Genomic DNA, 15,633 nt, shown 5'->3' with positions numbered 1-15,633 from the left:
GTTTATGTCCAAGTACACTTGGTGACCGCTATTTATAATGAGGGGGGACATTTTTATCCGCAAGGGCTTTACTCCCTTCCCAGTGAAAAATTAGACGTTGCGGCGCGAAGCGCCGCAACGCTAATTCTTGGTTTTTAATATCTAATTTTATAGCGGGAAGGGAGTAGGCTTTGTGAGGTCTCTTGAATTTTTGCAGATTTGCACAAGCGATTGTTATATCCTAAAACATCTAACGTTAGTAATTGATGATGACGAAAAACTATAAAATCACCCTGCTACCTGGTGACGGAATTGGTCCAGAAATCATGAAGGTGGCGGTTGCCGTATTACAAGCGATCGCTCCTAAATATGATATTACTTTTGCTTTCGAGACGGCTCTGGTCGGTGGGGCAGCGATCGATGCGACGGGGCATCCTCTCCCCGATGCGACTTTGCAACTTTGCCAAAATAGTGATGCCGTACTATTAGCCGCAGTCGGTGGCGAGAAATGGGATACGATGCCATCAAATTTACGCCCCGAACAAGCCTTATTAGGTTTGCGGGGAGGCATGGGCTTATTTGCAAATTTACGACCTGCTCAGATATTGCCGCAATTGATCGATGCTTCAACTTTGAAGCGTGAAGTGGTTGAGGGTGTAGATATTTTGGTCGTCCGCGAGCTCACGGGTGGTATTTACTTTGGTAAGCCAAAGGGCATTGTTGCCGATGAAAATGGCGTGCGGCGTGGATTTAATACCATGGTGTATACGGAGCCTGAAATCGATCGCATTGCGCGGGTAGGCTTTGAAGCAGCTCAAAAGCGTCGTGGCTCGGTTTGCTCCGTTGATAAGTCCAATGTATTGGAAGTGTCCCAGCTATGGCGCGAACGGGTGACTAGTATTGCTGGCGATTATGCAGATGTGAAACTCTCACATATGTATGTGGATAATGCCGCCATGCAGATTATTCGCAATCCCAAACAGTTTGATGTCATTCTCACCAGCAATCTATTTGGCGATATCCTTTCTGATGCCGCAGCCATGTTGACGGGTAGTATTGGGATGTTACCATCGGCAAGCCTTGGTGAAGCAGGGAAACCAGGATTATTTGAACCCGTGCATGGTTCGGCTCCTGATATTGCGGGCAAGGATTTGGCGAATCCTTTGGCGCAGGTATTAAGTGCTGCCATGATGCTGCGCTATGCCTTTAATGAAGGGGAAGCAGCCAATGCGATCGAGTCCGCAGTAAATAAAGTTCTGGATGCAGGCAAGCGGACGGGAGACATCATGGCTGATGGCTGTGAAAGATTGGGATGCATTGCTATGGGAGAAGCTTTGCTAGCCGCAATCTAAAATCAGTAAGTAATACCAAAACTAAAAATGGCGTAGCCATTTTTAGTTTTGGTATTATTTAGCTTTTTGGCGCTAGATTGACCGCGATCGCGTCTTTAATACGCTGAATTACAAATTCCTTATCCAGATAGGAAAGTAAGCTGCCAGCTTTAGGTCCACGCTCCTTATTTAAGAAAGTGTAATAGATAGCAGCAAAAGCACTCTTTTGAGAGACTTCAATCTGTCTAGAGGTGCTGAATAGGAGGGTCTGCAATTCTTCTCCTTCCCAATTAACATCACCTGCCAGATTTACTGCCAGAGTCTCAAGGTACTTTACCTGTTCAGCATTAAGGTGGCTGGCTTTTTCTGGCATGGAGTCAAGATAAAGTACGAGCTTCTCTTCTTCATCGGCATAGTCTTGCAACCATTTCTTGCCAACTCTAATGCGATCGCGGACTACTTCCCAGTCGCGATCGCTGAGGGGATTTGCGCTTCTAGCGGCAATTTCCGCTTCGAGATCAAGGTGGGGAATTTGGAGGAGCGAGATTAAGGTGCTAAAGTCAAAGGCTTGATATCCATCAACCTTTTCTTCCTCATTCAATTGGGAATAGACTAGAGGGACTAGATCCTCTTGAGTCTTTTCATCCTTGACGGTATCGGACTGATATTTATCAATCAAATTGTCGTAGTCGCGGAAGAGTCGCGTCACTGTGTCATAGTTGGGCATGAAGTTAATGACGCTGCGAGGCTGTGTTCGCAACATCAAAAACCTTAGCAATTCTGGTGGTAAAAGATTGGCGATTTCCTTAGCACTGGAACCTACACCCTTAGAGGAACTCATCTTGGTTCCATTTACCAAAATAAATTCGTAGGGTGCATGGGTAGGTGGATTCTTTTTGAGAACTTTGCGGCAAATAGAATTGGCGACATCGCGAGATCCACCTTTTTGGGAATGGTCTTTACCTGCGAGTTCGATCGATACGCCAACAACTTCCCATTTTGCCACCCACTCTACTTTCCAAGGCAACTTCCCATTACCATCAAAGGGAGATATCCAGCCTGTATGACCGCAGCCCTTGACATATTCCATGGCGTTGGGCTGACAGGTATAGAACACCTTGCCATCTTGGTAGTCAGTGACAACTGTGGTGGCAATTTTGCCGCAGTTTTCGCAAATAGTTTGGAAAGGATACCAATTGGATGGGCGATCAGCTTTACTGACTTCCTTGTAGGCTTCGCGCACGAGGTGGGCATTTTGGAGAAACAAGTCGATGTATGGATTCATCCTGCCCGAACGGTAAAGATCGCGCAGGTAATAAATTTCAGGACGCACACCTAGATGCTCAAATACTTCGAGAAATTCGCCCATGAAATATTTAGCATAGTCGGTAGCGCTATCTTCAGGGGAAGGGACATTGCAGAGAGGCTGTCCGAGATAGGGTACAAACCGATCTTGATCTAAATAATGCGGTACGGTGTCAAGGGCATCGTAATCGTCAACGCCATAGGTAAAGGTGACGGGTTTACCTGCGTGTTTGAGGGCGCGATAAATGGCATCGTGAATCACAACCCCGCGCAGTGAGCCGACATGCACGCGCCCAGAGGGGGTTTTGGAATCGTTAACTATAATGCGATCGCCGCTTGCATCTGCTGCAAATTTATCCGCCCAAAACATAGTGGTAATTATCCGAAGGTCTTTCAAAAGTTAAGTTTAGCGTGCGAATGTCCTATTTCAAGTAATTTCACGCCTTGTCTAGTTTAACAGGTATAAACTAAACCATCTTTGAATACCAAAATACCAAAACTAAAAATGGCTACACCATTTTTAGCTTTTCAAACCCTGACTAGGTTTGGTGTTTAATTCACGCAAGTGTTGTCACACTTTTGTGAATTGGTATTAAGTAGCTAAAGCAGAGCATATGGCAAGGCGATCGCCAAAAGCGTCTATTCCCGTATGCATAAAAAAAGACATTCTTTTTTATTGTAACAAAAATTAAAATGTAATAGTTCAATACCAATTCACGAAAGTGTGACAACACTTGCGTGAATTAAACACCAAGCCCAGTAAGGGTTTGAGATTCCCAAAATGGCAACGCCATTTTGGGAATTGGTATAACTTGAGTATGTTGCGATCAAGCGATCAATTGCGGAGATCTCTATGGCTGCAAGCAAAAAAGTCGAAATTCGCTATCTCACATCTATGCAAACCCAAACCAAGAAGATTTTTGAAAGCTTTGCTTTGCAAAGCTTTCAAAAATCTTCTTGGTTTGGGTTTGAGCGCAAAGCGCTTTAAATTGAAATTTGTTATGAATACTGGGCAATTTTCATGATGGCAAGTGAAATCAATGCGCTACAAATTCGTGCTAACTACATTTTATTAATATAAATCTCAAAAATATAGTGACAATCCCTATTTATTGCCTCTAATTACTCTTGTTTTTTACATATAAGCTATGATGATGCGACAATATATGTATCGACTTAGAATCATAGTAATCAATTTCTTGTGCTATCTATTATTGAAATATTGATAATCGCTAAAACTGTGTTTCTTCCAGCAGATTTTACGGTTAATTATGCAAAGATATTTATCTCCCTTTTTCATTCAGTAGATAGCTCTCAAAATTCTTGTTTGCCTATACCCGATCAATCCCCCTTGCCTTCACCCTTATCAAGCAATGAAGTCCAATTCGTACAATATAAAACTCTAGGTAAAGTTAAGGTTGAAAGCTCTTTCATCTTTATCATGAGTAAAGAAGAATTCAACTCTCGCGAAGACTCGATTGCTAACGAGCGCCTGAGAATATACCGTGAAGGAAAAGTTCTTTATGAAAGCAAATCAATTCCTAAAAGTACTTACGCTTATGGGATAAGTTTTTACTTGCACGATATCGATCTAGATGGCGAGCCAGAAGTGATTGTTTTAGGCGATCGAAAGACGTACGTTTATCAATACCAACCTAATTGCGGTGGTTATAGTCTTTTAAATAATAATAATTATGATAATTATGATTACAAGCCTACTAAAAACGAACAATTCTATAAAGCCATCCAAACAACTAGATTTGGCGATTTAACTGCTCGCATCAAATATGATTGGGATTTTATTCTTTATAATGTAACCCTTGAATTAACCCAGCAAGGGAAGACAATATTTGAAGAGATGGTTGCCGCTAGGATAATTGCCAATACAGGGGTAAGGATGAGTATGAGACTGATAGATTTAAATAATGATGAAGATCCTGCTGTCATTATTACACATAACTCAGGTACTAGTGGCTGTTGCAATCATACATTGATTTATTATTTTGATTACCAAAAGAATAAATTTAACCATCTTGCCTATTCACTATCTAGAGAAAATATCGAAATAGAGGATATTGATGGTGATGGGATATGGGAAATTATATCAAAAGATACTGGATTTGAAGAACCTCTTGTTTTTGACCGACCAACTTTAATTCAACATTTTATTCATGGAAAGTTTGTCAATGTAACGAGATGGTTTCCAGAAAAAATTAGGGAAGATAATGAAGGATTTAGCCGTGCTCTGAAGTCTAAAAAAATTTCAACTGGTGAATACTGGAAAAAAGCTAGAAGACGTGAAATTGCTGCTTATTTGGCTAACAAATATATGTTAGGAGAAGAAATAGAAGGCTGGGATACTATCAACAAAGTATATCAAGAAAGCGATCGCAAGGAATTTTTTGACAAACTGGAAGAGTGGCTTAAGAAAAGAGGCTACGATTCGGAATGAACGATTTGTAGTAGCGATCGCTCAAACCTTAAACATAATCCAGATCTAAAGCCTGCGGCGCAGCGTGCGCCGCAGGCTTTAGGGTTTGAGCTACCACCATAATCCAATTAGGGCTAGATTAGCTTCCCTATAGCTTTCAATCTCTGTCGGTTGACCTTGGTACTGACTGGCGAGACGTTCCCTGAGAAATTCCAATTCGATATTATTTTGCGCGATCGCCTTCGCTAGCTTGTCCTTAATTGGTTTGAGAACTAGGCGGATCTGCATCGCCCGAATCGAGTCGGGGGCGCGATCTTCGACAAGGACGTGACTTTGTAATAGATCGATGGATTTGAGATTTTGGTGAGTGGCGATCGCAATGATTTCTTTACTCACTTCATCGACAAATTGCCGATTGACATATTTGAGAACCACAGGCTCTAGGAGAAACATTACTTCGCCCTGCTCCGAGACCTTTTCGATCAGCGAGCGCCAACGCAGGGACTCTAAAGCATCGATCAATTCAGAACCAGAGGCTCGTAAATTCATTTCCGATCGCAACGATGAAAGCGATACTGGACGATGCTTGATGGCTAACCAATACAGCACATCTTTTTCCAACTGTGAGAGCCGTTCAAACTGTTGATAGAGAAGAGTACGCAATACATCCCCAAGGGCTAGCGCCGTTTGTTTGAGAAACTCTGAAACATTCCCATTAAATAATTCTTGAATCGTGCCCGAAACAATCCGTAAGGCAGATGGATTGCCGCGATATTGCTGCACTAGCGCCTCTAGCCCATTTTCCGTTCCCGTAAATCCCCTCGCTCGGAGCAATTCAAAAGCACCTTGTCTCTGCAATCCATTCACTTTGTAATAGCGAATCGGCTGATCTTCCCCTTGATGCATCGAGATTTCCTTAGGCTGTTCGCGTCCGATAAGGATTAAGGAACTTTGATGGCGTTCTGAACCCACCCGCTGTAAGAGCTCCGCATGGTCTTCGCAACCTTGACGATAGGCTCCCACTAGCTCGCCATCCTGTAATGTCGCTTCAAAGTCATCCAGCACAACTAAACAACGTTTCTGACGCAAAACCTCTAAGAGATCGGAGGTACTACAACCAGTATGCTGAGAATGATTGAGAAATTGCAAGAGATCGGCGATTAATTGTGCCGTAGGCTGGGCGCTCCGTAGCGATCGCCAAATAAAACAATCAAACTGCGATTGAATATTCTCAACCAACTTTACAGCTAGGGCTGTCTTACCAATACCACCCATCCCACAAATGGCAAGCAAGTGGCAGCGATCGCGGACGAGCCACTTCTCTAACTTGGCGAGTTCGTCTACTCGTCCGTAAAAGGTCTGAATATTAGGGGCCTCACCCCAATCGGCTAAATTCGCCGCAGGACTATCTTGAGAATTACTGGGACTATGCAAGCGGCGATCGCTCTGACGCTGCGCAGTTTTATAACCCTTAGCTTCCAACCATTCAGGAACCTTTTCCCACCGCAAAGTATTAACTGGCTGATCGGCGATCGCCTCTAGCGATCGATATAGCCCCTTGTTTAATTCCACCCGCAAAGCCCCCGAAGTCCAAGTCAGCTTAAAAGCAAGCTGTCCTGGACGATAACGACAAAGCAACCCCCGTAGACAAGCTTTTTCCACAGGCTTGATCTCTTTGCCACTAGCAGTTTGTAAATCGGCATACAGCCGATTTAAGTCCCAACTTTGTGCCGCTTCTGGGAACAGCCCTTCAATGTGCTCATTGTCAGATAACATGACAGAATATGGCAGCGATCGATCGCATAGATGTGTGTCTTGGCTATCGATTGTTTATCGATTTATCTGAATCGTAACAAAAAAAAGGTAATCCCTAGACATAATGCTTAAAGTGGCGGATAGTTTCCAGCTAAGATCCGTATAAAATCGTAGATATAGTATTTTCAAAGGAGTAACTACTCCCCTAAAACTAATGACTAAACTAAAGAATAAAAACAATCTCAGCTAGTCCCAGCTAGTTTTCATTTTGTCTATAGTAAAATGAAAACCACCAAGTAGCTAGGCACAATTAAATACAAAAAACAAAACCTAAAGCTCATGCTAAACGCCTGCGCTATAGATTTCAACTCTGTTTTTTTAGTTATGTCTGACTACATATATCAATATACGTAAATGTCATTTACAAGTGTAGTTTTAATATGTTAAGTAAGCTGCAACAACTAGGAACAGTCGTTGATGGACGCTATGCCAGCGATACTGAATTAGAGTTCATGGATTCCTATATTTCTTCTTTCGATAGTAGGGTTGAGGCTTATCGTTCGATCAAAGCCTCAGAATTTGAGATTGTCAATTTAGTGTTGGCAAAGCTGCAAACTTCCTATCCTAAATTGCTATTTCCAAAAGGGGAAGATCTTCAAAACAAATGGAAACAGGACACATTAAGGGTACTGCGCCATTCCGCAATGACGGTTTTACTGGACGATCCAGAGCTGTTGCGACAACAGTTTTTATACTGGTTTCAAACGATCATGCAGGCTTTCGGCGCACAGGAAGCCTGTAATATCACCTATCTGGTCATGCAGGACGTGGTTAGGGATCTTTTGCCCAAAGATGTTGCCGCGCTCCTCTGCCCTATTTTGGAGATAAATCGCAATTTACTGGGATCTCAGTTAAAAACTAATTAAAAAATGGTAACAGCATCATCGATCATGTCTTTGATGTTTTTTTCAGTTGTTATACAATAAGTTTGCAAAAATTGAAGCCTGAATGTGAGGAGTGAGAGCTTAACGAGCTCGTTTGTTATGGGGAAAATTAATTTTGGGTCTTGGCAAATACGCCTTCGCCTCCTCGTCTTAACATTCTTAGGGCTAGCGATCGCATTAACGATTAATTTCCCTTTTTGGGTCGCTGCGCAGACTCCTTCTGGTAATACTGCGAGCAACAGCATTGAGCAATCAACGCAGTCCCCGACGCAAATAAACGCACCGCCCCCCATTAGACCTGCTAATGGTAATGAATTACGCGGGATCTGGTTAACTAACGTTGATAGCGATGTTTTGTTGTCCAAACAAAGTCTCCATAAAGCTATCAAAAGATTAAAGCGGCTCAACTTTAATACTCTCTATCCCACGGTTTGGAACGGTGGATACACCCTTTACCCCAGTCAAGTTGCCAAAAATAGTTTTGGAGTAGAAATAGAGCCTTTACCTGAGTTGCAAAGCCGAGATATGCTCGCCGAGGCGATTGAATTTGGACATGAACAGAATTTTGCTGTAATTCCTTGGTTTGAGTATGGCTTAATGACCGAAGAGGGGTCAGAGTTAATACGCCAACATCCTGAATGGGCGACCCGTCGTCGAGATGGCTCTCAGGTTTTTGTGCATGGAGAAAAAGAGCAGCATCGTTTGGTTTGGCTCAATCCTACCCGACCCGAAGTTCAAAAACTCCTGATTGATTTGATTGTGGAAGTAGTTAGTAAGTACGATATAGATGGCATTCAACTGGACGATCATTTTGGAATGCCTGCTGAACTTGGCTATGATGACTACACGATCGCTTTATATAAAAAAGATCATTTCGGCAGGCTACCGCCAGAGGATTTCAAAGATCCTGAATGGATGAGTTGGCGATCGAGATTTTTAACTACTCTAATGCGGAAGATCTCGAAGGCAGTTAGGACGATTAAACCCAACTGTCTCATTTCCCTATCCCCCAACCCTAAAGACTTTTCCTATATTAAATATCTCCAAGATTGGTATAGCTGGATTTATTTAGGCTATGTCGATGAGTTGATCGTGCAGGTATATCGCGATGATATTGACAACTTTAAAAGGGAATTAGAACGTCCAGAATTACAAGAGATTCGCCATAAGATCCCCGTAGCAGTGGGTATTTTAACTGGCTTAAGAATCCAAAATGTCGATATGCGCCAAATCAAAGGGCAGGTAAAGCTAGCGCGTGAACTAACCCTTGATGGTTTCTCCTTCTTCTTTTACGAAACCCTAGGCAATCGCGATGCCTCCTTTGAGACCCTCTTTTTAACCCCTGCCCCCCGTCCAGACTTAAGAAATATTGCGTCTGTTGGCAGCTAAGGCATAGCTCTCAAATCAAGCATTAGTGGTGAGCGGCTTAGCCGCTCACCACTAATGCTTAGGACATAAAGCCCAAAAGATGAGTGGCGGCGCGAAGCGCCGCCACTCATCTTTTGGGCTTTGAGAAAGGGTTTGCGGAGCAAACCCTTTCTCAAAGCTCATTTCAAATTATCCCGAACTCACGTTATTTAAAAAAGTTTGTACTTTCTCTGCGAATAACTGCGGAAACTCCCAATGAATATTATGACCGCAGCCAGCGATAATTTCTAACTGGGCAAGCTTGGTGCTTTGTGTCATTTGTCGAGCGATCTGCACGAACTTAGAATCTAGTTCTCCAACTAGCAGCAGTAACGGGATCTGGTTGGTCGGCAGCTTTTCCCATAATGAGGGTTGCATCCCCGTGCTGAGATTGCGTAGAGATTTGGCGAGTTGTGTAGGCGAGTTACGCAATCGTTGCTCAAGCATCCGCTCAAAATTAGGATGCGATCGCAGATGAGCAAAAATAGGTTGCTGATACCATTTTTCTAGGAATGCTTTAAAATTCTCAGTTTCCAGTTTGGCGGCAAGTTGTCGATCCTTAGATAGGCGATCGCTCCTTTCAGCGATCGCGATCAAGCCTGCGGATGCGGATTCGAGGACAACTCTTAGGAAATATTTTGGGAAATGGAGCGCAAGATATAGAGCTAATCTTCCTCCCATGGAATAACCCACCAAGAAGCCTCGATCTATACGAAGTAAATCCAAAAATTTGATGACAAAATTTGCGGTGGATTGTATTGTGTAGTTGTCATCTCGATCCTTTTGGCGATCGATGACTGCTGTATTACCATGCCCTAACAAATCGATCGCTACACAATAATATCGTTTTGATAAGACTGACATCGTTTGCGTAAATTCAAAGCGATCGCCCATAAATCCATGTAAAAACAAGATTAATGGATTGTGAGAATCCCCTTCTGCATAGTAGCTAAAAAAATAATTATCGATTTGTATTTTTAATTCCATCCTTTAACACCCATTACTTAAACCTCATCACTTAAACTCCATCACTTAAACCCCATCACCAAAACGTCCAAACTAGATTATGAAAGATCAAGAAATTTTGAAAGAAATTGAGGATGCCAAAGCTTTTAAAGCCACATCTCTTTATCTTAGCGACCTGCAAATGACCACTGTTCCTGAAGAGATTGGCAAATTGACCAATTTAGTTTGGCTATACCTCAGCGAGAATGAATTAACATCTCTGCCAGATGCGATCGCCAATTTGCGACAACTAACTTGGCTCTACCTAGAATCCAATCACCTGAGCACAATTCCCAATGCAGTTTTGTATCTCAAAAATCTCACGGTTCTTAATTTAGCTGAAAACCGCATTACGCAACTGCCGACGAATCTAGGGAAATTGTCGCAGCTCGCCAGATTTAGCCTAAATAATAATTGTTTAAAAAGCCTACCTGCGGAGATTGGCTCGCTCAAGTTTTTAACATGGTTAGATGTTAGCGAAAATGAACTTGAAAGCCTACCTTTAGAAATTGCCTATCTAAACAATTTGCTTGAATTGGATTTACGGAAAAATAATTTAACAACTTTACCAAGTGAAATTGGCTGCTTAACAAATCTTACCGATCTTTACCTCGGTCATAATAACTTGACCTGTATTCCCTCTGCGATCGGTAAGCTCGAAAATATTACTGAATTGGATTTATCTCACAATCAGCTTACATCTCTGCCTCCCGAAATCATGAACCTCAAAAAGCTGGAAAGGCTTGATTTAAGGGGTAATGCGATCGATGTATCTTCCCTGAGCGACTTAAAAAACGGCATGATCTTAATCTAATACTAAAACTAAAAATGGCGTAGCCATTTTTAGTTTTTTAAATCACAAAAGTGTGACAACACTTTTGTGATTTGGTATTACAGCTATAAGTGAATATAGCTGTCGCCAAGTGTATTAGGACATAAACCCCAAGAATTGACTGGCGGCGCTTCGCGCCGCCAGTCAATTCTTGGGGTTTGTTTTTTGTTCTAACATTACTGACTATGGCTATACTTAATAAAAAGCAGCGTATTACGCTGCTTTTTATGATTAATTATTAATGATCGCTATATCTGAAAAGAACAAAGAAATACTCGTTTATATCAATGTATTGTCAATAGCTTCCATAAGTCTTTCAGATTGCGATCGATGGTTCCCTAGAATTACTTTTCAATGTTTCGGAATAGTGTTTCAGAATATTTTTAGCCAATATCCTTGACTGGGGCGATCGATATCAATCAGTGATGGATAGATAAATTAACGGTCAAATTAACGATCAAATTAACGGTCAAGAGCAACTATTTAGACATTTGTCTAGACATTTGCTAAGCATTTACAGTTTCACGGACGGGAATTACGGTTACTGACTTAACATCTTTACTCTTATCGCGAGTATCGTTAATACTAACAACCGTGTAGGTTTTGGTGTTGTCGGCTCGAAATACATCACCCACGGCAAGGGGCTTGTTGTAGTTCAATGCACCAATAAAACGTTGGTGAAGATCGGTCATTAAATACTGCATAAACTCCTCGTTCAATTTAGAAAGGCTGAGAAACAATTTACGCCCCATACCCAAAGTGTATGTTGCTACTGCCATCTGTATACCACTGTTTTGCCAATTGGTATATAAAATTTCTTATATTTTTTTGTCACTTAGTCACTTTTTGACAAACACTTAGAGGAGTGCTGCATATTTTGCTGCATATTTTTAAGTAGTGCCCATATCCCAAAATGTAACTTCATCTATGACCTCATCGCCTGCTGAACTTGCGCCTGATTTCGCGTTAAGTGCCTATGATTATGAATTGCCAAGCGATCGCATTGCTCAAGATCCAGTTACACCGAGGGATTCATCGCGACTACTGGTGATTGAGCGCGATCGCAATTTACGACATCAGCACTTTTACGATCTGCCAGATTTTTTGCAGGCAGGGGATTTGCTGGTTTTTAATAACACCAAGGTTATTCCCGCCCGCATGTACGGACAGAAGCTATCAGGGGTTCCTGTGGAGATTTTGTTAATGGAGCCCTTGGGTCACAATCGCTGGTTGGCATTGGTCAAACCAGGTAAGCGATTGCCAGTAGGTAGTACGATCGTTTTTGCCGAGCGGGTCAAAGCGACGGTCGAAGGGATCGAAACCTCGACAAGGGCAAGGGAATTGCAATTTCACATCCCTGAAGATGCTGACCTCGATAGAATTATCGATCAATTAGGTAAGGTTCCTTTGCCTCCCTATGTCACCGATTCCCATGCCGATGCCGAGCGTTATCAAACGATCTATGCTGAGGTGTCTGGAGCGATCGCTGCACCAACGGCGGGTTTACATTTTACGGAGTCCCTATTTCAAACGCTGTCCGATCGCGGTATTGATAAATCCTTTGTGACTTTGCATGTGGGGATTGGCACCTTTCGTCCCGTGGAGACGGAGGACATCACTCAGCATGTGATGCATAACGAGTGGTGCGAAGTGTCAGAGGAAACGATCGCCAAAATCAAGGAAACCAAGGCAAAAGGTGGGCGTGTCATCGGTGTAGGCAGTACGGTGGCGCGATCGCTGGAAAATGCTAATTATCAAGCTTTTCGGGGTAAAACAAATCTCATGATTTATCCAGGCTATGAATGGAAAGTTTTAGATGGCATGATCACTAATTTTCATTTGCCTAAGTCCACGTTATTAATGATGGTGGCTTCTTTTTTGGGAGATTCGGGACGGGAATTTTTAATGTCGGTATACCAAGAAGCGATCGCCAAAGACTATCGTTTTTATTCCTTTGGCGATGCTATGTTAATTCTCCGATAAGCTCAAAAGGATTGGCGCAGTCTTGCGCCAATCCTTTTGACTCTAAAAGATGCGGGGCAATCTTCTCGGTTTTGGTTCTTAGAAACCATTTAAGGATTACTTTCTGCGGTCAAAAGTGCTAAGAGATCCCCCTCAATCCCCCTTAAAAAGGGGGAAGAATTTAATTCTCCCCCCTTTTTAAGGGGGGCTGGGGGGGATCTATCCAATTCTTAAATGGTTTCTTAATTACATCCATCCGAAAAATAGGACTTTAACTTATTGAGGAGCGCTATTAAAGCGCTATAAATACATTGCGTAATTAATTTCAGGGGGAGCGATCGCGACCAAAAACTTTTGGGTAATTCTCAGTAGTAACGATCGTCTCTGGAATGCATAGCGATCCACGCCAAAAATTCGACAGCGATCGTAAAACTGTAAAAAAGCTTCGGCTAGCGATCGGGATAATTTCTCTCTATCTAAAGGCAAAATATTTCCATTTTCTAAATAATCGGCGATCGCCATATTTCGCAATAACAAAATTACTTCCTCAGGTTCTATCGGTTCTATTTTGTGGATTTTGTTAATAGTTGCGGCGCGGGCTGAATATTGGGAATCTTGATTGGTTCTATCAATTAATCTGATTAGGGCACAGCAACGAGCATGGGCATATTGCTGCATTGGTTCGGACGCTAGTTGAGAAGGATTCAGAGAAGGATTTAGGGAAATATTACGCTTTTGCCACAATGGACGATCGCCATTTATCTCAAAAGATGCTGCGTCAAGCCGCCAACTCATCAGAGCATGGAGGCTGTCCTCTAGATATCGCTCGCTTAGACAAATATTTAACAAACCCTGATGGCAGGATTTGATTTTCCATTCTGCAAATATTTGGGGGGCTTGCGAAGAGGTTTCCGCGATCGCCTCAGTGATCGCCTCAGTAACTTTTTTCGCTATTTTTTCTGCGATCGCGATCGCTTCTATCCCTACTTGATGGGAAATTGCCAAGGCGATCGCCAATGTGTAGTGAGCTCCATATTTGGGATAGCAAATCCTCAGGGCAATTTCTCTAGGGTCTAGCAAAATCTTAAATTCAGAATTAATCGCTAAGGCGATCGCCATTTGAATGGGGCGAGATGGCGAAATAAACTTCATGATAATTTAGGTTTAGTTTTTAATTCCCAAAAGTGTGACAATACTATTTTGCATAAGCCCAGAAGATGAGTAGCGGCGCAAAGCGCCGCTACTCATCTTCTGGGTTTTATTATTTCATGCGGGGTAAGCGTAACAAATTTGTTTTTTTAGAAAGCGGACTCAGGAATTGGTTCAGGGCTCGCAATTGTTCGGGGGTTCCCATAGAGATCAGGACATCGCCTTGCAAAATTTCTGTATTGCCGTCGGGACCAGCAATCACATTCCCATCTTCTCGCCGAATTGCTAATACGAGAACTCCTGTCTGCGATCGCAAACTCGCTTGTTTTAGGGAAATACCAATAAAGCTAGGTTCGTCAATGCGATATTCCTCGATATAAAAGGAACGATTTTTGCCCGCAATAATGCCATCCACAAAATCCATCACCTGCGGACGCAGGGCAACTGCTGCCATACGCTTACCACCTGTGATGTAGGGTGAAATCACTTCGTCGGCTCCACCTCGGCGCAGTTTTTGCATGGCTTCTTCCGTACTCGCTCTAGCGATCGCCCGAATTTCTGTATTTAAGGTTTTGGCAGATAAAACCGTATAGAGATTTTCGGCATCGGAGGGCAAGGCAGCTACGATGCACACCGCGCGTTCGATTCCCGCAAAAAGTAGGGTTTGATCAAGGGCGGCATCGCCTTGCACTGCTAAATATCCCGCCTGTTCTGCCTGTGCGATCATGACGGGATCGCTATCAATGACCACAAAGGAAATACTACCCTCGGCAGTAAATTCGGCGGTAACTTGCCTGCCTGTGCGCCCAAAGCCGCAAACTATATAGTGTTTATTTAAGGAGTTCATAAATTTTCGCTGTCGCCTCGCTTGAAAAATATCGTAAATATGACCATTAGCGATCGCTGTTGTAAACTGGGCGGCGATGTAGCTGATGCTCAAAACCCCCATGACGATCAAAATAATTGTGAAGATCCTTCCTTCAAAATGTAGGGGATTGGTCTCTCCATAGCCAATTGTGGCGAGGGTGATGATCGTCATATAGAGGGAATCAAACCAACTCCATCCTTCAAGTAAGCGGTAGCCTAGGGTTCCAATTACGACTAAACCGACTAAGATCAGGGCATTGGTGAGTAAAGTTCTCTGATATTGCAGCAACTCCCGCTGTAAGAAATCTGGTTGTAGCTGATGGTAATTTAGCGAACTTTTAGAAGGCATACATTTTTTAATGTTGTGACCTATAAGCAATAGTTTCCCACGGTTTGAGGCGATCGCCGATGTCAATTACACCCTTCATATATAAATGTTAGCTTTGCTGAGGACATAAAACTCCAAGGATGAGTGGCGGCGCAAAGCGCCGCCACTCATCCTTGGAGTTTTGATTTGTCTAGAGCTATCTCTCACTTTGCTATAGCAATCCTAAAGGAGTTGAGAGAGCGCGTCCCCTAGCGAGTAGGGGAAATAGGTGTAAATATTTACAGTGAGGTCGATCATGAGAGTTTCCAATCGATCGCGTCCCCTAGCGAGTAGGGGAT

Annotated in this window: 12 protein-coding genes; 6 read left to right on the top strand and 6 right to left on the bottom strand. The window is 42.8% G+C overall.

The features are described 5' to 3' along the window. Positions 1–248 precede the first annotated feature (248 nt). Positions 249–1,331: a 3-isopropylmalate dehydrogenase gene (gene leuB / locus AC805_RS10105; RefSeq protein ID WP_055075320.1), complete on the top strand. Its 1,083-nt coding sequence runs from the start codon at positions 249–251 to the stop codon at positions 1,329–1,331. 58 nt (positions 1,332–1,389) lie between these two features. Here the strand turns inward: leuB and lysS are convergent, their stop codons facing one another. Further along, positions 1,390–2,985 carry a lysine--tRNA ligase gene (gene lysS / locus AC805_RS10100; RefSeq protein WP_055075317.1) on the bottom strand — a complete coding sequence of 532 codons (1,596 nt, stop codon included), beginning with the start codon at positions 2,983–2,985 and terminating at the stop codon, positions 1,390–1,392. A gap of 831 nt (positions 2,986–3,816) precedes the next feature. Between lysS and AC805_RS10095 the strand changes: the two genes are divergently transcribed. After that, positions 3,817–5,067 carry a hypothetical protein gene (locus AC805_RS10095; protein ID WP_055075316.1) on the top strand — a complete coding sequence of 417 codons (1,251 nt, stop codon included), beginning with the start codon at positions 3,817–3,819 and terminating at the stop codon, positions 5,065–5,067. A 90-nt stretch (positions 5,068–5,157) separates the two neighbouring features. On the opposite strand, the gene AC805_RS10090 is transcribed toward AC805_RS10095, so the two are convergent. Continuing rightward, positions 5,158–6,822, bottom strand: a complete 1,665-nt coding sequence (locus AC805_RS10090) for an NB-ARC domain-containing protein (RefSeq protein WP_055075315.1) — start codon at positions 6,820–6,822, stop codon at positions 5,158–5,160. Between the two features lie 419 nt (positions 6,823–7,241). On the opposite strand from AC805_RS10090, the gene AC805_RS10085 reads away from it, so the two are divergent. Continuing rightward, on the top strand, positions 7,242–7,727 hold the full coding sequence (locus tag AC805_RS10085) for a phycobilisome protein (RefSeq protein ID WP_055075314.1): 486 nt from the start codon (positions 7,242–7,244) through the stop codon (positions 7,725–7,727). 117 nt (positions 7,728–7,844) lie between these two features. After that, positions 7,845–9,134 carry a glycoside hydrolase family 10 protein gene (locus AC805_RS10080; protein WP_055075313.1) on the top strand — a complete coding sequence of 430 codons (1,290 nt, stop codon included), beginning with the start codon at positions 7,845–7,847 and terminating at the stop codon, positions 9,132–9,134. A gap of 168 nt (positions 9,135–9,302) precedes the next feature. Here AC805_RS10080 and menH read toward each other — a convergent pair whose 3' ends face one another. Then, a complete protein-coding gene (gene menH, locus AC805_RS10075; RefSeq protein ID WP_082429458.1) occupies positions 9,303–10,139 on the bottom strand; it encodes a 2-succinyl-6-hydroxy-2,4-cyclohexadiene-1-carboxylate synthase in 837 nt (278 codons plus the stop codon). Positions 10,140–10,218: 79 nt separating this feature from the next. Here menH and AC805_RS10070 point away from each other — a divergent pair, with 79 nt between their 5' ends. Then, entirely contained in the window at positions 10,219–10,971 is a 753-nt protein-coding gene (locus AC805_RS10070) for a leucine-rich repeat domain-containing protein (protein ID WP_055075312.1), read from the top strand. Positions 10,972–11,495: 524 nt separating this feature from the next. On the opposite strand, the gene AC805_RS10065 is transcribed toward AC805_RS10070, so the two are convergent. Continuing rightward, entirely contained in the window at positions 11,496–11,768 is a 273-nt protein-coding gene (locus tag AC805_RS10065; protein ID WP_231662616.1) for a hypothetical protein, read from the bottom strand. Positions 11,769–11,916: 148 nt separating this feature from the next. Between AC805_RS10065 and queA the strand changes: the two genes are divergently transcribed. Continuing rightward, the gene (queA, locus tag AC805_RS10060; RefSeq protein ID WP_055075311.1) at positions 11,917–12,972 is read left to right on the top strand and encodes a tRNA preQ1(34) S-adenosylmethionine ribosyltransferase-isomerase QueA; all 1,056 of its coding nucleotides are present in this window, start codon (positions 11,917–11,919) and stop codon (positions 12,970–12,972) included. Between the two features lie 279 nt (positions 12,973–13,251). Here queA and AC805_RS10055 read toward each other — a convergent pair whose 3' ends face one another. Both AC805_RS10055 and AC805_RS10050 read right to left on the bottom strand, forming a co-directional pair. Beyond that, positions 13,252–14,103, bottom strand: coding sequence for a DALR anticodon-binding domain-containing protein (locus AC805_RS10055; RefSeq protein WP_055075310.1), 852 nt, complete (start codon positions 14,101–14,103; stop codon positions 13,252–13,254). A gap of 109 nt (positions 14,104–14,212) precedes the next feature. Next, complete coding sequence (locus AC805_RS10050) at positions 14,213–15,316, bottom strand: TrkA family potassium uptake protein (RefSeq protein WP_197278689.1); 1,104 nt, start codon at positions 15,314–15,316, stop codon at positions 14,213–14,215. Between the last annotated feature and the right edge of the window lie 317 nt (positions 15,317–15,633).

The organism is Pseudanabaena sp. 'Roaring Creek' (genome assembly GCF_001402795.1).
Lineage (GTDB): Bacteria > Cyanobacteriota > Cyanobacteriia > Pseudanabaenales > Pseudanabaenaceae > Pseudanabaena.
Note: the sequence above shows the minus strand (reverse complement) of the source record. Positions and strands in the feature narration are given on the sequence as shown.